Consider the following 21,722-nt stretch of genomic DNA (forward strand, 5'->3'; position numbering starts at 1 on the left):
GAAGGTCTGCGACTTCTACCTCGCCGCGTTCAACTTCGACCCCGGCGAGAAGGTCAACTGGACCATCCTGCGGCGGCAGCTACGACCGCAGGAAGGGCTACTCCGGCAACGTCGTGGTCTTCGCCCACCTCACCGGCGTCCGCTGACCGCCCCCGCGGCCCGTGCCCGGCCGAATCAGGCCGTCCACCTTCTCACCAGATGGACCGGAGCACCCGATCCCGCCCGGTCTCTTCCCCCGCACGCGCACATTCCGTTAACTTCCGTGACCCACAGCCCCGTGCGACCCGCACGGGGTTTCCGACCGCGGAGCACCAGCGCCCTGATGACCCCTCGGGGGCCCCTCATGACACGCGCCATCTCCCTGCACGACGTGAGCAAGGCCTACACGCGAGGCGCCCGCGTGGTGGACCGGCTGTCGCTGGACATCGCGCCCGGCGAGTTCCTCGTGCTGCTCGGCCCGTCCGGCTGCGGCAAGTCGACCGTGCTCAGGATGATCGCCGGCCTGGAGGAGATCGACGAGGGCGAGCTGCTGCTCGACGGCGAGTACGCCAACGACCTGCCGCCGTCCGGCCGGGACATGGCGATGGTGTTCCAGAACTTCGCCCTCTACCCGAACATGACCAGCCGGGCCAACATCGGTTTCCCGCTGCGCATCGAGGCCCCGGGCACGGACCCCGCCCCGCGCGTGGACGCCACCGCCCGCATGCTGGGCATCGAGGACCTCCTCGACCGCCTGCCCGGCCAGCTCTCCGGCGGTGAACGCCAGCGGGTCGCCATGGGACGGGCCATCGCCCGCCACCCCTCCGCCTTCCTCATGGACGAGCCGCTGTCCAACCTCGACGCCAAGCTCCGCACGCATCTGCGCGCCGAGATATCCCAGCTCACCAAGGAACTGGGCGTCACCACCCTCTACGTCACCCACGACCAGGCCGAGGCCATGTCCCTCGGCGACCGGGTCGCCGTACTGCGCGGCGGTGTGCTCCAACAGGTCGACAGCCCGCGGGTCGTCTACGCGCTGCCCAGCAACGTCTTCGTCGCCGCGTTCATCGGCACCCCGCGGATCAACCTGCTGCGAGGCCTGGTGCGAGCGCCCCTGGACGGGGCGATGACCATCAGCCTGGGCAAGCAGTTCCTGCGCCTGCCCGAGCCGCTCTCGCTCGACCACCAGCTACTGCGCGTCCAGCAGGGCCGCGAGGTCATCGTCGGCCTGCGGTCGGAGGCCGTGCGCATCGCCAAGCACAGCGCCGCCCGCCCCGGCGAGGTGCCGATCACCGGACTGGTCGAGCACGTGGAGTTCCAGGGGCACGAGATCCTGGTCCACTTCAACACCGGCTCCAGCCCGGCCGTCGTCCCGGAACTGGAGGCCCCGCGCCCCCGCCCCGGCCGACCCGCCCGGCGCCGGCGCCGGGCGGGCTCCGTCCTCACCCGCCTGCGCGAGCGGACCGGAGCCGGCCGGGCCGGGCCCGTGGTGGCCCTGGAGCACCCCGGGGACGCCGATCCTCGCCCCACGGCCGCCGAACCCCGCCTGCCCGGCGACCTCATCGTCCGCACCACCCCGGACCTGGCCCTCCGCCACGGCATGCAGGTGCCGCTCCTGGTCGACCTCGCCCACCTCTTCGTCTTCGACCAGCACGGCGACCGCATCTGCCCGCACCCCGCACGCCTGCCCGACCTGGGGGAGTGAGGAGCCGCACACCCGACGGGGCCCGACTCCGTGCTGTGATGATCCCGACCCGGGACGTCTGGCGTGAGAAAACTATCGTCGCTAGTTTATGTGCCGGACGACGACGCCCCGCCCTGGAGGAAGCGCGATGAAGGCATACGACGGCATGTACATCGGGGGCGCCTGGCGCCCCGCCGCCGGCCAGGACGTGATCGAGGTCGTGAACCCGGTCGACGAGCAGGTCATCGGCGCGGTCCCGGCGGGCACCGCCGAGGACGTCGACGCCGCCGTACGGGCCGCCCGTGACGCCCTGCCCGGCTGGGCCGCGACCCCGCCCGCCGAGCGCGCGGCCCGCCTGGCCGCCCTGCGGGACGGGCTCGTGGCCCGCGCGGACGAGATCGCCGAGACCGTCACGGCCGAACTCGGCTCGCCGCTGAAGTTCTCGCAGGCCGTCCACGCCGCCGTGCCGATCGCGGTCGCGGGCTCCTACGCCGAGCTGGCGGCCACGTACTCCTTCGAGGAGAAGACCGGCAACTCGGTGGTCCACCACGAGCCGATCGGTGTCGTCGCCGCGATCACGCCCTGGAACTACCCCCTGCACCAGATCGTCGCCAAGGTCGCCCCGGCCCTCGCGGCCGGCTGCACGATCGTGGTGAAGCCCGCCGAGGACACCCCGCTGGTGGCCCGGCTCTTCGCCGAGGCCGTGCACGAGGCCGGGGTCCCGGCGGGCGTCTTCAACCTCGTCACCGGCCTCGGCCCGGTCGCCGGCCAGGCCCTCGCCGAGCACCCCGGCGTCGACCTGGTCTCCTTCACCGGCTCCACCGCCGTCGGCCGCCGGATCGCCGCGATCGCCGCCGGGCAGATCAAGAAGGTCGCCCTCGAACTCGGCGGCAAGTCCGCCAACGTCATCCTCCCGACCGCCGACCTCGCCAAGGCCGTCAACGTCGGCGTCGCCAACGTCATGTCCAACTCCGGGCAGACGTGCAGCGCCTGGACCCGGATGCTCGTCCACCGCGACCGGTACGACGAGGCGGTGGAACTCGCCGCGACGGCCGCCGCCAAGTACGGCGACCGCATCGGCCCGGTCGTCAACGCCAAGCAGCGGGACCGGGTGCGCGGCTACATCGAGAAGGGCGTCGCCGAGGGCGCCCGCCTGGTCGCCGGCGGCCCCGAGGCCCCGCGCGAGACGGGCTTCTTCGTCAGCCCGACCGTCTTCGCCGACGTCACCGAGGACATGACCATCGCGCAGGAGGAGATCTTCGGCCCCGTCCTTTCGATCCTGAAGTACGAGGACGAGGAGGACGCCCTGCGGATCGCCAACGGCACGGTCTACGGCCTGGCCGGTGCCGTCTGGGCCGGGGACGAGACCGAGGCGGTGGCCTTCGCGCGCCGCATGGACACCGGCCAGGTCGACATCAACGGCGGCCGCTTCAACCCGCTCGCCCCCTTCGGCGGCTACAAGCAGTCCGGTGTGGGCCGCGAACTCGGCGTGCACGGCCTGGCCGAGTACCTCCAGACCAAGTCCCTCCAGTTCTAGTCAGGGGAGTCCCTTCCGTCATGGCTGTCCGCGCCGCCGTCCTGCCCGCCGTGGGCTCCCCGCTGGAGATCACCGGCATCGACCTGCCCGACCCCGGACCCGGCCAGGTCCGCGTCCGGCTCGCCGCCGCCGGGGTCTGCCACTCGGACCTGTCCCTGTCCAACGGCACCATGCGCGTGCCCGTCCCCGCCGTCCTCGGCCACGAGGGCGCCGGCACGATCGTCGCCGTCGGGGAGGGCGTCACCCACGTCGCACCCGGCGACGGGGTCGTCCTCAACTGGGCCCCGTCCTGCGGCGCCTGCCACGCCTGCTCGCTCGGCGAGGTCTGGCTGTGCGCCGACGCCCTGAGCGGCGCCGCCGACGTCTACGCCCGCACCGCCGAGGGCACCGACCTCCACCCCGGCCTGAACGTCGCCGCGTTCGCCGAGGAGACGGTCGTCTCCGCCTCCTGCGTGCTGCCCGCACCGGACGGCGTCCCGCTCACCGACGCGGCCCTCCTCGGCTGCGCCGTCCTCACCGGCTACGGGGCCGTCCACCACTCCGCCCGCGTCCGGCAGGGCGAGACGGTCGCCGTCTTCGGCGTCGGGGGAGTGGGCCTCGCCGCCCTCCAGGCCGCCCGGATCGCGGGCGCCTCGAAGATCATCGCGGTGGACGTCTCCCCGGCCAAGGAGGAACTGGCCCGCACGGCCGGCGCCACCGACTACCTCGTCGCCTCCGACACCACCGCCCGCGAGATCCGCGGCCTCACCGGCAGGCAGGGCGTCGACGTCGCCGTCGAGTGCGCCGGTCGCGCCGTCACGATCCGCACGGCCTGGGACTCCACCCGGCGCGGCGGCCGTACCACGGTCGTCGGCATCGGCGGCAAGGACCAGCAGGTCACTTTCAACGCCCTGGAGATCTTCCACTGGGGCCGCACCCTGACCGGCTGCGTCTACGGCAACTCCGACCCAGCCCGGGACCTCCCGGTCCTGGCCGGACACGTCCGGGCGGGCCGCCTCGACCTCGCCGCCCTGGTGACGGAACGCATCTCCCTGGACGGCATCCCGGCGGCCTTCGAGAACATGCTGGCGGGCAAGGGCGGCCGCGCCCTGGTCGTCTTCTAGCCGCCTCCGCCCGCACCCCGGTCTCTCTCCCCCCGAGACTGGGGCCGCAGGCATGTCCGTCCGCTCACCGAATGCCAGGTACAAGTAAAAACTCCTGGTGCACGACCTGTTGACGGGCATACCGTCCGGTCAGTACGTTCCCGGGACCCGAGCCACCCCCCGTTCCGTCCCCGCACCCACCGGAGCGTGCACCGCATGGACACGGCACCATCCGCTCAGCCCGCCCCCACCCCGCCCGCCGTGGGCAACCGCCGCCGAGTGGCCACCGCGGCGGCGCTCGCCTCGGCCGTCGAGTGGTACGACTACTTCGTCTTCGGCATCGCCGCCGCCCTCGTCCTCGGCGACCTCTACTTCCCCGCCGGCAGCCCGACCGCGGGTGTCCTCGCCTCGTTCGCCACCTTCGCCGTCGGCTTCCTCGCCCGCCCCCTCGGCGGCATCGTCGCCGGCCACCTCGGCGACAAGCGCGGCCGCAAGCCGATGCTGGTCCTCGCCCTCACCCTGATGGGCGTGGCCACCACCGGCATCGGCCTGCTCCCCACCTACGAGACCATCGGCGTCGCCGCCCCGATCCTGCTCGTCCTGCTCCGGGTCGCGCAGGGCGTCGCCGTCGGCGCCCAGTGGGGCGGCGCGATGCTCCTCGCCACCGAGTACGCCCCGGAGGGCAAGCGCGGCGTCTACGGCAGCGTCGTCCAGCTCGGCGTCCCCATCGGCGTGGTCACCGCCAACACCGTCTTCCTGCTGGCCGGCGCCCTCACCACCGACTCGGCGTTCGCCGCCTGGGGCTGGCGCGTGCCGTTCGTGGTCGGCCTGCTGGTGCTCGGCCTCGCCTGGTACATCCACACCCGCGTCGAGGAGACCCCGGCGTTCCGCGAGGCCGAACGCGCGCTCGCCGAGAAGGAGAAGTCCGAGCAGAGCTCCCCGCTGCGCACCATCCTGCGCGGCCACCTCGGCACGGTGCTCCTGGCCGGCGGCTCCTTCGCCGTGAACACCGCGACCTTCTACATCCTCATCACGGGCGTCCTCGACTACACGACCCGCGAGCTGGACATGAAGAAGGGCCCGGTCCTGATGGTCTCGCTCTGCGTCAGCCTGACCCAGCTCGTGCTGATCCCGGCCGCCGCCGCGCTCTCCGACCGCGTCGGCCGCATCCGGATCTACGCCCTGGGCGCGGTCGGCATCGCCCTGTGGGCCGTACCGCTCTTCCTGCTGATCGACACCGGCTCGCTGCTGTGGCTCGCGGTCGGCACGTTCGTCGCCAGCTGCTTCCTGAGCATCATGTACGGCCCCCAGGCCGCGCTGTTCGCCGAGTTGTTCACACCCGAGATGCGCTACACCGGTGCCTCCCTCGGCTACCAGATCGCCGCCGTCGCGGGCGGCGGGCTCGCCCCCTTCGTGATGGTGCTGCTGCTGGAGGCGACCGGCACCTCGATGGCCGTGTCCGGCTACATCATCGCGCTCTCGGTGATCGCGCTGGTGTCCATCAAGGTGCTCGCGGACCGGGCGCGGGCGGCGGAGCCGGAGGCCGCGCCCGAGGCCAAGGCGGAGGCCGAGTCAGCGAGCTGAGCCCGGATCAACGAGCTGAGCCCGGCGCCCGCTCGGGCCGGGGCTCCGGAACCGCTCCCGGAGCCCCGGCCCGCGCGGCCGACCGCGACCGGGACACCGCCACACCCGCCAGGCACAGCACACCGCCGACCAGCGTGAGCAGGCCCGGCACCTCGCCGAGGAACAGCCAGGACATCAGGACGACCAGCGCCGGCGCCGCGTACGTCGTCGCGCCCATCCGGCTCGCCGTCGTCCGGGACAGCGCGTACGCCCACGTCGTGAAGGCGAGGGCCGTCGGGAAGACGCCCAGGTACACCATGTTCAGCGTCGCGGACGCCGGCGCCGCGGCGGCCTCCCGCACGAGCTGCCCCGCGAACGGCAGACACACCACCGCGCCGACCAGGCAGCCGAACGTCGTCACCTGCAACGGACTCGCCGAGCCCAGGGCGGGCTTCTGCGCCACCACACCACCGGCGTACGCGACCGCCGCCAGCAGGCACAGCACCACTCCGAGCACCGAGGAACCGCCCTCACCCGACATCGACAGACCCACGGTCACCGCGCCGGCGAACGACACCGCCATCCCCGCCAGCAGCCGCGGCGGCATCGGGTCGCCGAGCAGCCGGGCCCCCAGCAGCGCGATCAGGATCGGCCCGATGTTCACGACCAGGGCGGCCGTACCGGCGTCGACCTGCTGCTCGCCCCAGTTCAGGGCGACCATGTAGAAGCCGAACCACAGCAGCCCGGATATCGCGATCCCGCGCCAGGCCGAGCGCGGCGGCCACGCCGACCGCCGCAGCAGGCAGATCACGCCCAGCGTCAGCGCACCCGCGAGCAGCCGCCCGAGCGCCAGCGCACCCGGCGAGTACGCTTCGCCCGCACTGCGGATCGAGACGAAGGCGGACGCCCACAGCACCACGGTGACCGTGGCCGCGGCGGCGGCCCCCCACTCGGCTCGACGGGTGGGCGCGGGCGGGGAGTCGTTCATCATGCTCCTGAGGTCAGGGGGGTGACAGGGTCGTGAGCTCGCGGTTTTCGGACGGGGCGCCGGACACCTCCTAGCGCAGTGCGGCGGCGTCGACGCCCAGCAGGTCGAAGAGGGCGCGTTCGCCGGTCGCCGTCACCTTCACCGCCCGCTCGGAGCCGATGCGCACGCACCACCCCGCGTCCAGGGCGTGCCGGCACAGGGCCGCGCCCGCGACACCCGCGAGATGAGGGCGGCGCTCGGTCCAGTCCAGGCACGCCCGGGCCAGGGGACGCCGGCCCCGCCGTTCGAGGCCGATGCCGGCCGCCTCGAACCAGGCCAGCCCCGCGTCGGTGAGCGCGAACCCGGTCTCCTGCTCCAGCAGCCCGCGCGCCGTCAGCGCGTCCGTGACCGTGATGCCGAGCCGCCCGGCGAGGTGGTCGTAGCAGGTGCGGCCCCGGGCCATCGCCGAGCCGGCGCTCGACTCCCGCAGGCTCCGGGGCCGTACGGCCCTGTCCGCCGGCCCGACCTGCGCGGCCAGGTCCTCCACCAGCTGCGCGACCCGGGCGTCGGCCAGCCGGACGTACCGGTGCCGGCCCTGCCGCTCCTCGGCGAGCAGCCCGCCCGCCACGAGCTGGCCCAGGTGCTCGCTCAGCGTCGAGGCGGCGACACCCGCGTGCCGCGCCAGCTCGCCGGCCGTCCAGGCCCGTCCGTCGAGCAGCGCGAGCAGGCACATGGCCCGCGTCTCGTCTGCGATCAGCCCAGCGAGCCGCGCCAGTGCCGTGGCCTGCGGGTCCCTCGTCGTCATGCCCCCAGCATGGGGCACGGATCCTTCGGCCGCCGCCGAAGTGTCCCGCGGTGTTCCTAGACCGGCCGCCGCACCTGCTCGTACTGCCGCGCCAACCCGTCCAGCAGGGCCGTCAGCCCGGTCTCGAAGGCCCGCTCGTCGATCTTCTCCTGCTGCTCGGCGAGCAGGTGCGCCTGCTGGAGGTGGGGGTAGTCGGCGGGATCGTAGGCGCTCGCGTCGTCCACGAAGCCCCCGGCGAAGGAGCCGAGGGCGGAGCCCATGACGAAGTAGCGCATCAGCGCGCCGATCGACGTGGCGTGCGCGGGCGGCCAGCCCGCGGCGACCATCGCGCCGTAGACGGCGTCCGCGAGGCGCAGTCCGGCCGGGCGGCGGCCGGGGCCGCGGGCCAGCACCGGGACGATGTTCGGGTGGTCGCGCAGCGCGGCCCGGTAGGAGACGGCCCAGTCGTGCAGCGCGGTCCGCCAGTCCCGGCCGTCCTGGAACATCGACAGGTCCACCTGGCCGCTCACCGAGTCGGCGACCGCCTCCAGGATCTCGTCCTTGGTGCGGAAGTGGTTGTAGAGCGAGGGCCCGCTGACGCCCAGTTCAGCGGCGAGCCGGCGCGTGGAGACGGCCGCGAGGCCCTCCGCGTCCACGAGCGCGCGGGCCGTCTCGACGATCCGGTCGGTGCTGAGCAAGGGCTTGCGCGGTCGGGCCATGGCGCACATAGTAGGGCTGCGGCTGTAAACTAGCAGTGCTAATTTAAAGGCGCGGCTTTCATGTGTGGTACGGCGTCCGGATGGGGTGACTCGTGGTGAACCTGGAGCTCAGCGAGGAGCAGAGCGCGGTCAGGCGGCTCGCGCGGGACTTCGTGGAGCGGGAGATCACCCCGAACGTCGTCGCCTGGGACCGCGCCGAGGAGGTCGACCGCGCGATCGTCGGGAAACTCGGCGAGGTCGGCTTCCTCGGCCTGACGATCGACGAGGAGTACGGCGGCTCCGGCGGCGACCACCTCGCGTACTGCCTGGTCACGGAGGAACTCGGCCGGGGCGACTCGTCCGTGCGCGGCATCGTCTCCGTCTCCCTCGGGCTCGTCGCCAAGACCGTCGCCGCCTGGGGGAGCGAGGAGCAGAAGCGGCGCTGGCTCCCGGGGCTGACCTCCGGCGCGTCGGTCGGCTGCTTCGGGCTGACCGAGCCGGGCACCGGCTCGGACGCGGGCAACCTCACGACGCGGGCGGTGCGGGACGGCGACGACTACGTCATCGACGGCACCAAGATGTTCATCACCAACGGCACCTGGGCCGACGTCGTCCTGCTCTTCGCCCGCTCCACGGACGCCCCCGGCCACAAGGGCGTCTCCGCGTTCCTCGTCCCCACCGACACGCCCGGCCTGACCCGCCGCACGATCCACGGCAAGCTCGGGCTGCGCGGCCAGGCCACCGCGGAACTCGTCCTGGAGGGCGTGCGCGTGCCGGCCTCCGCGATGCTGGGGGAGGAGGGCAAGGGCTTCTCCGTCGCGATGTCCGCCCTCGCCAAGGGGCGGATGTCCGTCGCGGCCGGGTGCGTCGGCATAGCCCAGGCGGCTCTGGACGCGGCCGTGCGCCACGCCGGCGAGCGCGAGCAGTTCGGCAGGACCATCGCCCACCACCAGCTGGTCCAGGAGCTGATCAGCGACATCGCCGTGGACGTCGACGCCGCCCGGCTGCTGACCTGGCGGGTCGCCGACCTGATCGACCGGGGGCGGCCGTTCGCCGTCGAGTCGTCGAAGGCCAAGCTGTTCGCCTCGGAGGCGGCCGTCCGCGCCGCGAACAACGCGCTGCAGGTCTTCGGCGGATACGGCTACATCGACGAGTACCCGGCGGGCAAGCTGCTGCGGGACGCCCGCGTGATGACCCTCTACGAGGGCACGAGCCAGATCCAGAAGCTCGTCATCGGGCGGGCGCTGACCGGGGTTTCGGCGTTCTGAGGAAGCGGTCGGGGACCTGCCGGGAACCTGCTGCGGAATCTGAGTACCCGAGCGGATGTGGCACGGTCCACGTTCGCCGAAGCTGGCCCCATGAGTGACACACCGGGCAAGCCGCAGAACACGGCCGCCTTCTACGGCCAGGCCGTCGCCTCCTTCGCCGTCGCCATGGCGGCCACCGCGATCGGCATCTACCAGCTGAGCGCCGACGCCTGGGTGCGGGGCTTCCTCGCCATCGCCGTGCTGTACCTGGTCACCTCCTCCTTCACGCTGGCCAAGGTGATCCGGGACCGGCAGGAGGGGACGGCGTCGACGTCCCCGTACACCCCCTTCGAGAAGCACTGAGGGGCAGGCCGGGCGCCCACACTAAGCGCTCGCTCACCTTCGGCGGTATGGTGGTGTCCCTGTCAGTGGAGAGGGGCGAGTGATGAGTACGGCGGAGGAGACGGCCGGCGGCGAGGCGCAGGCGTGGGGCGAGGTCACGCCCGACGCGGCGCGACGGCTGCTGATCGCCGCGGTGGAGGCCTTCGCCGAGCGCGGCTACCACGCGACGACGACCCGTGACATCGCGGGCCGCGCCGGGATGAGCCCCGCCGCGCTCTACATCCACTACAAGACCAAGGAAGAACTGCTGCACCGCATCAGCAGGATCGGGCACGAGAAGGCCCTGGAGATCCTGCGGACGGCGTCCCGCCGCGAGGGCAGCGCCACCGAGCGGCTCGCCGACGCGGTGAGCTCCTTCGTGCGCTGGCACGCGGGCGGGCGGACCATCGCGCGGGTCGTGCAGTACGAACTCGACTCGCTCGGGCCCGACGCCCGCGCCGAGATCCTCGCGCTGCGCCGCCAGGTCGACGCGGAGGTGCGCGGGGTCATCGAGGAGGGCGCGCGGTCGGGCGAGTTCCAGGTCATCGACGTGCACGGGACGACGCTGGCGGTGCTGTCGCTGTGCATCGACGTCGCGCGGTGGTTCAGCCTGGACGGGCCGCGCACGCCGGAGGAGGTCGGCGAGCTGTACGCCGACCTCGTGCTGCGGATGGTGGGGGCCGTGGGGGCGGGGGTCTCGGACGGCGCGACTCAGAAGTAGTAGCGCGAGACGGACTCGGCGACGCAGACGGGCTTCTCGCCGCCCTCGCGCTCCACGGTGAAGGCGACGGTGACCTGGGCGCCGCCCGGCACGTCGTCGACGCCGGTGATCGTCGCGGTGGCGCGCAGGCGGGAGCCGACGGGGACGGGGGCGGGGAAACGCACCTTGTTCGTCCCGTAGTTGACGCCCATCTTCACGCCCTCGACGGAGATCAGCTGCGGGCCGAAGAGGGGGAGCAGGGACAGGGTCAGATAGCCGTGCGCGATGGTGGTGCCGAAGGGACCCGCGGCGGCCTTCTCCGGGTCGACGTGGATCCACTGGTGGTCGCCGGTGGCTTCCGCGAAGAGGTCGATCCGCTTCTGGTCGATCTCGAGCCAGTCGGTGTGTCCCAACTGCTCGCCGATCGCCGCCCTCAGGTCGTCGACGGACGTGAAGATCCTCGGCTCTGCCATGTCGTCCAGGCCTCTCGTACGGGGGAGCTTATCTAAGCGACTGCTTAGCATGGTCGGCCGCCGGGGGTTGTGTCAACGGACTGGGTAGGGTTCGAGGGGTGCCTCAGATTCCAGAGAAGATCCACGAGCTCACGGTCGGGCAGCTGTCGGCGCGCAGTGGGGCGGCGGTGTCCGCCTTGCACTTCTACGAGTCCAAGGGCCTGATCAGCAGTCGCAGGACGGCGGGCAATCAGCGGCGCTACTCCCGGGACACGCTGCGCCGGGTCGCGTTCATCAGGGCCGCGCAGCGGGTCGGCATCCCGCTGGCGACGATCCGCGAGGCGCTGGCGGAGCTGCCGGAGGAGCGGACGCCGACCAAGGAGGACTGGGCGCATCTGTCGGAGGTCTGGCGCTCGGAGCTGGAGGAACGCATCAAGCAACTGAACCGCCTCCGCGACCACCTCACCGACTGCATCGGGTGCGGCTGCCTGTCCCTCGACACGTGCGTGCTGTCCAACCCGGGGGACGTCTTCGGCGAACGCCGGGCTGGGTCGCGTCTGATGGTGGAACGCGACGGTGGTGGGGGTGCGCGTAGCGCCTAGGCGCCAGGTGGTGGGTCGGGGCCGCGCCGGGTGTCCGTCCTCGGAACGGCGCGATGGGGTCGCGTACCGACTCGCTGTCCGTTGACGCGCCAACCGCTGCGGGCGGACACCCCCCGACACGGCCCCTTGCGTCGTCCGGCGGGTGCGGGCCCGCTCTGGCTGAGCTGCGGGCAATCGTGCCGCTGGGGCGGCACGGGTGGGCGGTGGGGGTCCCCCTGCTCGAGCGAAGCCGAGAGCTTGGGGGAGGCACCCCGTTCCGCCGGGCTGCGGACCCACCCGGCCCCAGCGTCAACGCCGAGCGCCTAACGACTCCCGTACTCGGCCAACCCCGCCGTCACCAACTCCGCGTTGGACCCAGCCGGCCGCCCATCGGGCAGGACCAGCACATCCTCCAGCCCCATGCGCGTCGCCAACGCCAACCGACCCGCAAGCCGCAGCACCGGCCACGCACCCCCGTCCTCCCCGTGCAGCAGCACGGGACGCCCGTGGGCCGCGCCCAGGTCGGACAGCAGTGCCCGCGCGGAGCCCGCCGCGCTCGAAGGGTCCGGGTCCGTCACCTCCGCCAGCACCCGCAGGACCTTCGGCCCGAGCGGCGACACCGCGAAGCGCTCCGCCGCGTCCGTCCCGGACCAGATGCCGGCCTCCACACCCACTCCGAGACCGAGCAGCTCGGCGGCCACCTGTTCCGCCCCCGGCTCATGCCAGTTGACCGAGGCGTGGTCGGGCAGGACGGTCCAGCTCCGGATCCGGTCGAGCCGGGCGGCGGGGTCCGGCTCGGCCCACGCCCCCGTCGTCACACCCACCGGCACCGACACGCGCGCCCGTATCGCCGCCAGGGTCTCCGCGAGCACCCTCGGCGACAGCGTGTCCCGCCCGCAGGGCGTCTTGGGATGGACATGGACGTCCGTGGCCCCGGCCGCGACGGCAGCCGCCGCGGAGTCGGCCATCGACTCGGGCGTCAGCGGCACCGCCGTACCGTCGGCGGCGGTCCGCGGACCGTTCAGACACACCTGCACCATGTCGACGATGGTGCCAGCCGGCACCGACAGTGGGGGTGCGGCATCCCCGGCGCACCCCCCGCGCACCCGCATCCGTCAAGCCGACACCAACAACCTCGCCCTCCTGGCGTCCGCCAGGGCTTCGGGCGTGAGCACGGGCCGCGGCACCAGGATCCCGCAGTCCGTGCAGACCGGACCCGCCGAGGGCTCGTGGTCCAGACCGTACTTCCAGGCGAGTTGCTCCCCGCCGCACACCGGGCACGTCGAGCCCGGCTCGCGCTCCAGCGCGGCGATCAGCCGGCGCAGCACCTCGGCCAGCGGTTCACGGGGATGGACCGCCGGATCGTCGCACCACGCCACGCCGAAACCGCCCCAGGTCAGCCGGTGCCAGTCGTCCACACTGCCCGGCCTGCGCAGTCCGTCGTGCTTCTCCTTCTTGCGGCGCTCGGCGAACTCGACCTCGTAGGCCAGCCAGACCGCCCGCGCCTCCTCCAGTTCGTCCAGTGCGGCCACGAGCCGCGCTGGATCGGGGGACCGGTCCTCGGGACCGAACCCTGCCCGGGAGCACAAATGGTCCCAGGTCGCCCTGTGTCCGTAAGGGGCGAACCTCTCAAGGCACTTGCGCAGCGAATAACGCCGCAAGGCCAGATCGCACCGCGGATCGCGGACCTGTCTCGCCAGACTCCGGAAACCGGCCATCGTCCTGCACCTCCGTCACACCTGCACCTGTAATCCGGTCACTTCGGCGTCGTCGTACGGACGTCGCCGAATAGACGTATCGACAAGCGAATCGGCTCCATCCGATTTCAAATGGCCTCCATAAGCGGTCCGAAGAGGCTCGCCAGTCGACTGCCGTGGTCCGTGTGCCTGTTGTGCTGACCCCCAAAAGTGACGCTTGTTCATCTTCAAACGCGGGGATACCGGCGGTAACATCCCGCCCACCCCCACGGGAGGAGCTCCCATGCCACGGCGTCACCCACGCACCGTTCTCGACAGAATGAGAACTCCCCGCGGAATCCCCGGGTTCCTGAAGACCGCATCGGTATGCGCCCTGATCGCGGGACTTTTGTCGCCGCTGGCCCCCGCGGCGGCCTCGGAGACGGCGACCGCCCGGGCCGCGGCCGTCGCGAACGACCACTGCGGCAACCAGTGTTCGGACATCCTCCCGCCCGGCCAGAACGGCAACGCCACCCTCGCCCAGATCCTCCTCAACCAGGCCTTCGGCACCCAGCCGGAGCACGCCGAGGACCAGCTCGGGCCCTACGCCGACCTCGCCAAGGGCTACACCGGGCTCACCAACGACAAGATCAACACGTTCTTCAACGACGCCTCGTTCGGGGTGCCCGCCGATCAGGTCGCCTCCACCGTCAAACCCGCCGGCCGTGGTGACGTGACGATCGTCCGGGACAAGAAGACCGGTGTGCCGCACATCACCGGTACCACCCGATACGGCACCGAGTTCGGCGCCGGCTATGCGGCCGCCCAGGACCGGCTGTGGCTGATGGACGTCTTCCGGCACGTCGGGCGCGGGCAGCTGACCTCCTTCGCGGGCGGCGCGCCCTCCAACCAGGGCCTGGAGCAGCAGTTCTGGCGGCACGCGCCCTACACCGAGGCCGATCTGCAGGCGCAGATCGACAACGCCGTCGCCACCAACGGCGAGCGCGGCAAACAGGCCCTCGCCGACGCCAAGGCCTACCTCGACGGCATCAACGCCTACATCGACGCCTCCGACAGCGGCCGGTACTTCCCCGGCGAGTACGTGCTGACGGGCCACAAGGACTCCGTCACCAACGCCGGGAAGATAGAGCACTTCAAGATCACCGACCTGGTCGCGCTGGCCTCGGTCATCGGCGCGCTCTTCGGCTCCGGCGGAGGCGGCGAGGTCAACAACGCCATCTCGCTGCTGGCCGCCCAGGAGAAGTACGGCGTCGCCGAGGGCACCAGGGTGTGGGAGTCCTTCCGGATGCGCAACGATCCGGAGGCCGTCCTCACCCAGCACAGCGGCAGCTTCCCGTACGCGGCCAGGCCGGACGCCCCGCAGGGCACGGCCCTGCCCGACGCCGGCTCGGTGCGGCAGGAGCCGCTCGTGTACGACCGCACCGGCAGCGCCGCCGCGTCGAGCGCCACCGGCGCGTCCCGTGACGCGGCGAAGACGGCCCTGTCGTCCGCGAAGCGCGGCATGTCCAACGCCCTGGTCGTCAGCGGAAAGCACACCGCGAGCGGCCACCCCGTCGCCGTGTTCGGCCCGCAGACCGGCTACTTCGCCCCGCAGCTGCTGCTGCTCCAGGAGCTCCAGGGCCCGGGCATCAGCGCCCGCGGCGCCTCCTTCGCCGGCCTGAGCTTCTACGTCGAACTCGGCCGCGGCCAGGACTACGCGTGGAGCGCCACCACGTCCGGCCAGGACATCATCGACACATACGCCGTCGAACTGTGCCAGGACGACTACCACTACCTGTACCGCGGCACCTGCACCCCGATGGAGAAGGTCGAGCAGAAGAACGCCTGGAAGCCGACCGTCGCCGACGGCACCGCCGCCGGTTCCTACACGATGCGGGTGTGGCGCACCAAGTACGGGCCGGTGGAGTACCGCGCCACGGTCGGCGGCAAGAAGGTCGCCTACACCACCCTGCGCTCGTCCTTCCTGCACGAGGCCGACTCCATCATCGGCTTCCAGATGCTGAACGACCCCGACTACGTCAAGGGCCCGGAGGACTTCCAGAAGGCGGTGCAGCACATCAACTACACCTTCAACTGGTTCTACGCCGACTCCGAGCACACCGCCTACTACAACAGCGGCGACAACCCGGTGCGCGCGAGCGGCGTCGACGCCGAGTTCCCGGTGTGGGCGCGGCCGGCGTACGAGTGGCGGGGCTGGGACCCGGCGACCAACACGGCCGACTACACTCCGGCCTCCGCCCACCCCCACTCCATCGACCAGGACTACTACATCTCCTGGAACAACAAGCAGGCCAAGGACTACACGACCGCGCCCTGGGGCAACGGGTCCGTGCACCGCGGCAACCTCCTGGAGGACCGGGTGAGGAAACTGGTCCAGCAGGGCGGGGTGACCCGGGCCTCGCTGGTGAAGGCCATGGCGGACGCGGGGCTCGCCGACCTGCGGGCCGAGGACGTGCTGCCCAAGCTGCTGAAGGTGATCAACAGTGCGCCGGTCACCGACTCCACCGCCGCAGCGGCCGTGAGCAAGCTCCAGGCCTGGGTGGCGGCCGGCGGCAAGCGCACCGAAACTACGGCCGGCTCCAAGAAGTACGCCGACGCCGACGCGATCCGCATCCTGGACGCCTGGTGGCCGCTGCTGGTCAAGGCCGAGTTCGAACCGGGCCTGGGCAGTGAGCTCTTCGAGGCCATGACCGCCAACCTGCCCGTCGACGAGTCCCCGTCGGCCTCGCACGGCCCGACCGGCTCGCACGCCGGGAGCTCCTTCCAGTACGGCTGGTGGAGCTACGTCGACAAGGACGTCCGGGCCGTGCTCGGCGAGCAGGTAAAGGGGCCGCTGGCGCGCGCGTACTGCGGCGACGGCAGCCTCGCCGCCTGCCGGGACACCCTCGTCAGCACCCTGAAGGAGGCGGCGGGCAAGGCCGCCGCCCAGGTCTACCCCGGCGACGACGTGTGCGCGGCGGGCGACCAGTGGTGTGCCGACTCGATCAACCACCGCACGCTCGGCGGCATCAAGCACGGCAAGATCAGCTGGCAGAACCGGCCGACCTACCAACAGGTCGTGGAGTTCACCTCACACCGGTGACGCGGGAGCCGGCGGCGGGTCAGCGGACGCGGCCCGCCGCCAGCACCAGCCGGGCCAGCTCCTCGTGCAGGATGTCGCTGTGCGCCCCGGCCGGCGGCCCGCCCCGGCGCACCACCGCCGCCGCGTCCACGTTCACGCACCCCGAGGCGGGCAGCTTGGCCTTCAAAGCCTGGGCGAGGGTGTACGCGCGCGTGCCCGGCACCGCCTGGACGCCGTCGTAGCCCAGCGCGCCCCACTTGGCGCCCAGGGCCCGCCCCAGGTCGAGGCCGGCGACCGAGCGGCTGTCGCCCGCCATGCGGGAGGCCAGCGGATACATCGTGCCGAGGGCCGTGTCGTGCCGCGAGTGACAGCACACCAGGGGACCGTCGACGCGGTTCTGCTGCCCCTGGAGCACCCCTCCGGCCCGGGCGTCGTGCGGCAACCGGGCCGCGAACGCGTAGTGCGAGAACGCCCCTTGGAGCAGCGTCACCGACTTCACCGTGCGGACGCCCTCGGGGAGACCGCGCAGCGCGAACGACACCAGCCGGGCGCCGAAGCTGTGCCCGACGAGGTGCACGCGCACGTCCGGCGCCGCCGTGGCGAGCTGCCCGACGACCCGGCCGAGTCCGCGCTCGCCGACGGTGCCCGCGCGCCGCTTCATCGCGTAGTACGTCGCCTGCCGCAGCAGCTCGTGGGCGCCGTCCCAGGGGTTCGGGATCCTGAACCCCTGGGGCGCGGCGGAGACCTCCCGTTCCGCGAGCGCCCGCGCGAACTCCGCGCAGGCCGCCGCCGAGGACCCGGCGAACATCGCCGGCTCGCTCTGCGGCACTCCCTCCGCCACCGTGTCCGCCGCGAACAACGCCTGCGGCCCGGGCGCCACCACCTCCACCAGCAGCCGCACCAGCCGTCCGAACTCCTCCAGCTCGGCCTCCTCCGGCGGCTGCTGCTCCAGCAGCCGGGCGAGCTGGTCGACCAGGATCGCCCGGCCCGGGAAGGTCTCCAGCAGCGCGTGCCGGGTGTCCTTGTCGAGGGCCGGGCGCCGGGGCGCGTCGGCCGCCACGGCCCGGGGGAAGTCGGGGATCGGCTCGTCCGGGAACCGCATCGCCGGCCACACGACCCCGGCGTACCCGATCCGGGCGGCCGGAGCCAGCCGCGGGACGGGCGCGAAGAAGCGGTCGTAGAGCCGCGTCGCGCCCGAGCGGTCGTTGTTCCAGCCGTGCGCGAAGACGATCAGGTCGCGCACCTTCCGTTCGCGCACCCCGGCGAGCAGCCGGTCGCGCTGGCGTCCCGCCGGGTCCCCGTCCGCGTCGAAGGTCAGCTCCCAGTAGGGAGTCACGCTCATCGCCGGATCCGCCATGACAGGCCCCCTCGCCCCCGGGTGACGCCACGATGTGGGCGCATCGTCCTGCCAACGGGGGAGCTTGGCCATACGTCACGGGCGCATTCGGGCGTGCGGCCGCGCTCAGCGGTAGAGGAGGTACTGCCGCCGCATCCGTCGGAATGCCGCCAGGTCCTCCTGCCACCCGGCCACCACCTCGTCGGTGTCCGCGCCCGCGTCGATCATCGTGCGGACGCGCGCGGAGCCGGTGAGCTTGTCGATCCAGTGGTCCGGGCGCCAGGCGAAGCCGCTCCAGACCCGCTTGGCGGTCACGAGCAGGGCGATGCCGGTGCGGACAGGGTCGAACGCGGCCCGGTCGTGCACATGGACCTGCACCCCGCCGATCGTCTTGCCCTGGAACTTCGAGAAGGTGGGCGCGAAGTACGCCTCCCTGAACCGCACGCCCGGCAGGGCGAGTTCGTTCGCCGCGGCCGCCCAGCGCCGGTCGACGCCCTCTGCCCCGAGCAGTTCGAACGGCCGGGTCGTGCCGCGCCCCTCCGACAGGTTCGTGCCCTCGAACAGGCACGTCCCCGCGTACACCAGGGCCGTCTCCGGCGTCGGCATGTTCGGGCTCGGCGGCACCCAGGGCAGCCCGGAGGCGTCGTAGAACTCCGAGCGCCTCCAGCCCGACAGGGGCACGGTCTCCAGCGCGACGGGCTGGGTCAGGAACTCCCCGTTGAACAGCCGTGCCAGCTCGGCGACGGTCATCCCGTGGGCCTGTGCGATCGGCTGACGTCCCACGAACGTGGCGAACTCCCTGTGCAGGACGGGCCCGAGGGCCGCCCGGCCGGTCACCGGGTTGGGCCGGTCCAGGACCACGAACCGCTTGCCGGCGAGCTGTGCGGCCTCCATGCAGTCGTACAGGGTCCAGATGTACGTGTAGAAGCGGGCGCCGACGTCCTGGATGTCGAAGACGACCGTGTCCACGCCGGACGCGGTGAAGATGTCGGCCAGCGGCCGGCCGCTCTTGAGGTACGTGTCGTAGACGGGCAGGCCGGTGGCCGGGTCGTCGTAGCGGCCCTCGGAGCCGCCGGCCTGGGCGGTGCCGCGGAAGCCGTGCTCGGGGCCGAAGACGGCCCTCAGATCCACGCGGGTGTCGGCGTGCATGACGTCGACGATGTGGCGGACGTCGCGGGTGACGCCGGTGGGGTTGGTGACGATGCCGACCTTCTGGCCGTCGAGCGGGGCGTAGCCGTCGTGGGCGAGTCGTTCGAAGCCGGTGCGGAGTCGGCGGTGGGGCGGGGCTGCGGCGGCGGTGGGCGCTGTCGAGGCGGCGGCCGTGGCGGCTGCCGTGAGGACGGCTCGTCTGGAAGGGCGCATGAAGTGGCCTCCGTGATCCGTTTTCTGCCGGTTCGTCGTGGCTGGTCGCGCAGTTCCTCGCGCCCCTAGGGTGCTGCGCCACCCCCTTCCTTCAAACATACCGACCGGTTAGTCTGGGCCTGCTTGATGAGCCGCGTCTTAAGGAGACCGATGGTGGGAGCCTTTCAGGGGTCGGGCGTCGTCGTCACGGGGGCCGGGGGCGGGATCGGAGCCGCGCTCGCCCGGCGGTTCGCCGCCGCGGGGGCCCGGGTCGTCGTCAACGACCTGGACGCCGAGCGGGCCAAGCGCGTCGCGGAGGAGATCGGGGGGATCGCCGTGGCCGGCGACGCCTCGGCGATCCTCGGGGACGCCCGCGACGCGCTCGACGGGACCGTCGACGTCTACTGCGCCAACGCCGGTGTCGCCTTCGAGGGCGGGAGCGCCGACGGACCGCTGGACGAGACGGCCTGGGACGCCTCCTGGGACGTGAACGTCATGGCGCACGTCCGGGCGGCCCACGCCCTGCTGCCGGACTGGCTGGAGCGCGGCAGCGGCCGGTTCGTGTCCACCGTGTCCGCCGCCGGGCTGCTCACCATGATCGGGGCGGCTCCCTACGCCGTCACCAAGCACGGCGCCCTCGCCTTCGCGGAGTGGCTGTCGCTGACCTACCGGCACCGGGGCGTGAAGGTGCACGCCATCTGCCCGCAGGGCGTGCGCACCGACATGCTGGCCGCGACCGGCAGCGCGGGCGACCTGGTGCTCCAGCCGACCGCGATCGAGCCGGAGGACGTGGCGGACGCCCTGTTCAAGGGCGTCGAGGAGGACCGCTTCCTGATCCTGCCCCACCCGGAGGTCGCCGCCTATTACCAGGCCCGGGCCGGTGACCCGGACCGGTGGCTGACCGGCATGAACCGCATCCAGCAGCAGTGGGAGGGGAACCGGTGACGGAGTCCCGTTACGCGGCGCAGCCCTGGCTCGCGCAGCTCAGCGACGCCCAGAAGGGCCCGATCAGCCCCGCCGGCTCCCTGGTGCACGCCCTGCGCCGGGCCGTGGCCGAGGCGCCGGACGGCGACTTCCTGGCCTACTTCGACGGCCGGCTGACCTACCGCGAGGTCGACGAGCTCACCGACTCGGTCGCCGGGCACCTCGCGGCCCGCGGCCTGGAGCGCGGCGACCGGGTCGCGGTGCTGCTGCAGAACTCCCCGCACTTCGTGCTCGCCGTGCTGGGCGCGTGGAAGGCGGGCGCGGTGGTCGTGCCCGTCAACCCGATGTACAAGTCGGGCGAGGTGGCCCATGTCCTGCGGGACGGCGAGGTCGCCGCGCTGATCTGCTCGGACCGGGCCTGGGAGTCGTACCTGCGCGAGACGGCGGCGGACTCGCCGGTGCGGATCGTGCTCACCGGCTGCGAGCTGGACTTCCAGACGCGGGACGACACGCGCGTGCTCACCTTCGAGCGGCTGCCGCAGGCCGCGGACGCCGACGACCTGGCGGCGGTGGCGCGGGCCGGGCACAAGGCGCCCGAGGACGGGGACCCCGACCCCGCCGCCATCGCGCTGATCAGCTACACCTCGGGCACCAGCGGCACGCCCAAGGGCGCCACCAACACGCACCGCAACATCATGTACAACGCCGAACGGCAGCGGACCGGCCTCGGCCTGCCCGAGCGGCCCGTCTACTTCGCGCTGGCGCCGCTGTTCCACATCACGGGCATGGTCTGCCAGTTCGGCGCCTGCCTGAACAGCGCGGGCACGCTCGTGCTGGCCTACCGCTTCGAAGCGGGCGTGGTGCTCGACGCGTTCGCCGAGCACCGGCCCCACTACACCGTCGGCCCGTCCACGGCCTTCATGGCCCTGGCCGCCCACCCGTCCGTCACCCGGGACCACTTCTCCTCCTTCCGGGTGATCTCCTCCGGAGGCGCCCCGCTGCCGCCCGCGCTGGTGGAGAAGTTCCGGGCGGGCTTCGGCCCGTACATCCGCAACGGCTACGGGCTCACCGAGTGCACCGCCCCCTGCGCCTCCGTGCCGCCCGGCCTGGAGGCGCCCGTCGACCCGGTCTCCGGGACCCTCGCCGTGGGCCTGCCCGGCCCCGACACGGTGGTGCGGATCGTCGACGACCACGGCGACGAGGTGCCGTTCGGCGAGCAGGGCGAGATCGTCGTGAGCGGCCCGCAGGTCGTGCCGGGCTACTGGCGGCGCCCCGACGCCACCGCCGAGACGTTCCCCGGCGCCGAACTGCGCACCGGCGACATCGGCTTCATGGACGAGCAGGGCTGGCTGTACGTCGTCGACCGCAAGAAGGACATGATCAACGCGTCCGGCTTCAAGGTGTGGCCGCGCGAGGTCGAGGACGTGCTGTACACCCACCCGGCGGTGCGCGAGGCCGCCGTCGTGGGCGTGCCCGACGGGTATCGCGGGGAGACCGTCAAGGCGTACATCAGCCTGCGCCCGGGCGCCGAGGCGGACCCCGATGCGCTCGCCGCCCACTGCAAGGAGAGACTGGCCGCCTACAAATACCCGCGCCAGGTGGAGATCCTGCCGGACTTGCCGAAAACGGCCAGTGGGAAGATCCTCCGTCGGGAACTGCGTTCCCGGACGCAAGGCAACTGACAGCAGTACGGAAAGGCAGGTGGCGG

Annotated in this window: 19 protein-coding genes; 11 read left to right on the forward strand and 8 right to left on the reverse strand. The window is 72.5% G+C overall.

The window, feature by feature from the left end:
• Positions 1-343 precede the first annotated feature (343 nt).
• The 4 genes from ACSUPV_RS32515 (at position 344) to ACSUPV_RS32530 (ending at position 5,866) form a co-directional block, all read left to right on the forward strand.
• Positions 344-1,684, forward strand: coding sequence for an ABC transporter ATP-binding protein (locus ACSUPV_RS32515; RefSeq protein WP_031116525.1), 1,341 nt, complete (start codon positions 344-346; stop codon positions 1,682-1,684).
• A 127-nt stretch (positions 1,685-1,811) separates the two neighbouring features.
• Entirely contained in the window at positions 1,812-3,200 is a 1,389-nt protein-coding gene (locus ACSUPV_RS32520) for an aldehyde dehydrogenase family protein (RefSeq protein WP_436949069.1), read from the forward strand.
• A gap of 20 nt (positions 3,201-3,220) precedes the next feature.
• On the forward strand, positions 3,221-4,303 hold the full coding sequence (locus ACSUPV_RS32525) for a Zn-dependent alcohol dehydrogenase (protein WP_436949070.1): 1,083 nt from the start codon (positions 3,221-3,223) through the stop codon (positions 4,301-4,303).
• 195 nt (positions 4,304-4,498) lie between these two features.
• On the forward strand, positions 4,499-5,866 hold the full coding sequence (locus ACSUPV_RS32530) for an MFS transporter (protein WP_037770219.1): 1,368 nt from the start codon (positions 4,499-4,501) through the stop codon (positions 5,864-5,866).
• 7 nt (positions 5,867-5,873) lie between these two features.
• Here ACSUPV_RS32530 and ACSUPV_RS32535 read toward each other — a convergent pair whose 3' ends face one another.
• The 3 genes from ACSUPV_RS32535 to ACSUPV_RS32545 form a co-directional block, all read right to left on the reverse strand.
• The gene (locus ACSUPV_RS32535) at positions 5,874-6,836 is read right to left on the reverse strand and encodes a DMT family transporter (protein WP_037770222.1); all 963 of its coding nucleotides are present in this window, start codon (positions 6,834-6,836) and stop codon (positions 5,874-5,876) included.
• 67 nt (positions 6,837-6,903) lie between these two features.
• Positions 6,904-7,617 carry an ArsR/SmtB family transcription factor gene (locus ACSUPV_RS32540; protein WP_436949071.1) on the reverse strand — a complete coding sequence of 238 codons (714 nt, stop codon included), beginning with the start codon at positions 7,615-7,617 and terminating at the stop codon, positions 6,904-6,906.
• 56 nt (positions 7,618-7,673) lie between these two features.
• Positions 7,674-8,324, reverse strand: coding sequence for a TetR/AcrR family transcriptional regulator (locus tag ACSUPV_RS32545; RefSeq protein WP_359785861.1), 651 nt, complete (start codon positions 8,322-8,324; stop codon positions 7,674-7,676).
• Between the two features lie 86 nt (positions 8,325-8,410).
• Here ACSUPV_RS32545 and ACSUPV_RS32550 point away from each other — a divergent pair, with 86 nt between their 5' ends.
• The 3 genes from ACSUPV_RS32550 to ACSUPV_RS32560 all read left to right on the forward strand — a co-directional run bounded on the left by ACSUPV_RS32550 (position 8,411) and on the right by ACSUPV_RS32560 (position 10,643).
• Entirely contained in the window at positions 8,411-9,562 is a 1,152-nt protein-coding gene (locus ACSUPV_RS32550) for an acyl-CoA dehydrogenase family protein (RefSeq protein ID WP_037770243.1), read from the forward strand.
• Between the two features lie 90 nt (positions 9,563-9,652).
• On the forward strand, positions 9,653-9,904 hold the full coding sequence (locus ACSUPV_RS32555; protein WP_031116516.1) for a YiaA/YiaB family inner membrane protein: 252 nt from the start codon (positions 9,653-9,655) through the stop codon (positions 9,902-9,904).
• Positions 9,905-9,986: 82 nt separating this feature from the next.
• On the forward strand, positions 9,987-10,643 hold the full coding sequence (locus tag ACSUPV_RS32560) for a TetR family transcriptional regulator (protein ID WP_436949072.1): 657 nt from the start codon (positions 9,987-9,989) through the stop codon (positions 10,641-10,643).
• Here the strand turns inward: ACSUPV_RS32560 and ACSUPV_RS32565 are convergent.
• A complete protein-coding gene (locus ACSUPV_RS32565) occupies positions 10,634-11,095 on the reverse strand; it encodes a MaoC family dehydratase (protein ID WP_031116514.1) in 462 nt (153 codons plus the stop codon). The genes ACSUPV_RS32560 and ACSUPV_RS32565 overlap by 10 nt on opposite strands.
• Positions 11,096-11,193: 98 nt before the next feature.
• On the opposite strand from ACSUPV_RS32565, the gene soxR reads away from it, so the two are divergent.
• The gene (gene soxR, locus ACSUPV_RS32570) at positions 11,194-11,676 is read left to right on the forward strand and encodes a redox-sensitive transcriptional activator SoxR (RefSeq protein ID WP_031116513.1); all 483 of its coding nucleotides are present in this window, start codon (positions 11,194-11,196) and stop codon (positions 11,674-11,676) included.
• Between the two features lie 302 nt (positions 11,677-11,978).
• Here soxR and ACSUPV_RS32575 read toward each other — a convergent pair whose 3' ends face one another.
• Positions 11,979-12,695, reverse strand: a complete 717-nt coding sequence (locus ACSUPV_RS32575; RefSeq protein WP_436949073.1) for a 3-keto-5-aminohexanoate cleavage protein — start codon at positions 12,693-12,695, stop codon at positions 11,979-11,981.
• A 75-nt stretch (positions 12,696-12,770) separates the two neighbouring features.
• Positions 12,771-13,373 carry a hypothetical protein gene (locus ACSUPV_RS32580; protein ID WP_031114526.1) on the reverse strand — a complete coding sequence of 201 codons (603 nt, stop codon included), beginning with the start codon at positions 13,371-13,373 and terminating at the stop codon, positions 12,771-12,773.
• A 262-nt stretch (positions 13,374-13,635) separates the two neighbouring features.
• Here ACSUPV_RS32580 and ACSUPV_RS32585 point away from each other — a divergent pair, with 262 nt between their 5' ends.
• Positions 13,636-16,434, forward strand: coding sequence for a penicillin acylase family protein (locus ACSUPV_RS32585; protein WP_436949074.1), 2,799 nt, complete (start codon positions 13,636-13,638; stop codon positions 16,432-16,434).
• 19 nt (positions 16,435-16,453) lie between these two features.
• Here ACSUPV_RS32585 and ACSUPV_RS32590 read toward each other — a convergent pair whose 3' ends face one another.
• Together ACSUPV_RS32590 and ACSUPV_RS32595 are read right to left on the reverse strand one after the other, a co-directional pair.
• A complete protein-coding gene (locus tag ACSUPV_RS32590; protein WP_436949075.1) occupies positions 16,454-17,770 on the reverse strand; it encodes a serine-threonine protein kinase in 1,317 nt (438 codons plus the stop codon).
• Between the two features lie 105 nt (positions 17,771-17,875).
• Positions 17,876-19,111, reverse strand: a complete 1,236-nt coding sequence (locus tag ACSUPV_RS32595; RefSeq protein ID WP_436949076.1) for an exo-beta-N-acetylmuramidase NamZ family protein — start codon at positions 19,109-19,111, stop codon at positions 17,876-17,878.
• Positions 19,112-19,261: 150 nt separating this feature from the next.
• On the opposite strand from ACSUPV_RS32595, the gene ACSUPV_RS32600 reads away from it, so the two are divergent.
• Together ACSUPV_RS32600 and ACSUPV_RS32605 are read left to right on the forward strand one after the other, a co-directional pair.
• Positions 19,262-20,035, forward strand: coding sequence for an SDR family oxidoreductase (locus tag ACSUPV_RS32600; RefSeq protein WP_031114534.1), 774 nt, complete (start codon positions 19,262-19,264; stop codon positions 20,033-20,035).
• Positions 20,032-21,696 carry a class I adenylate-forming enzyme family protein gene (locus tag ACSUPV_RS32605; RefSeq protein ID WP_436949077.1) on the forward strand — a complete coding sequence of 555 codons (1,665 nt, stop codon included), beginning with the start codon at positions 20,032-20,034 and terminating at the stop codon, positions 21,694-21,696. Before ACSUPV_RS32600 ends, ACSUPV_RS32605 begins: the two co-directional genes overlap by 4 nt.
• Positions 21,697-21,722: the final 26 nt, after the last annotated feature.

Source organism: Streptomyces sp. SudanB52_2052 (genome assembly GCF_964272415.1).
GTDB classification, from domain to species: Bacteria; Actinomycetota; Actinomycetes; order Streptomycetales; family Streptomycetaceae; genus Streptomyces; species Streptomyces olindensis.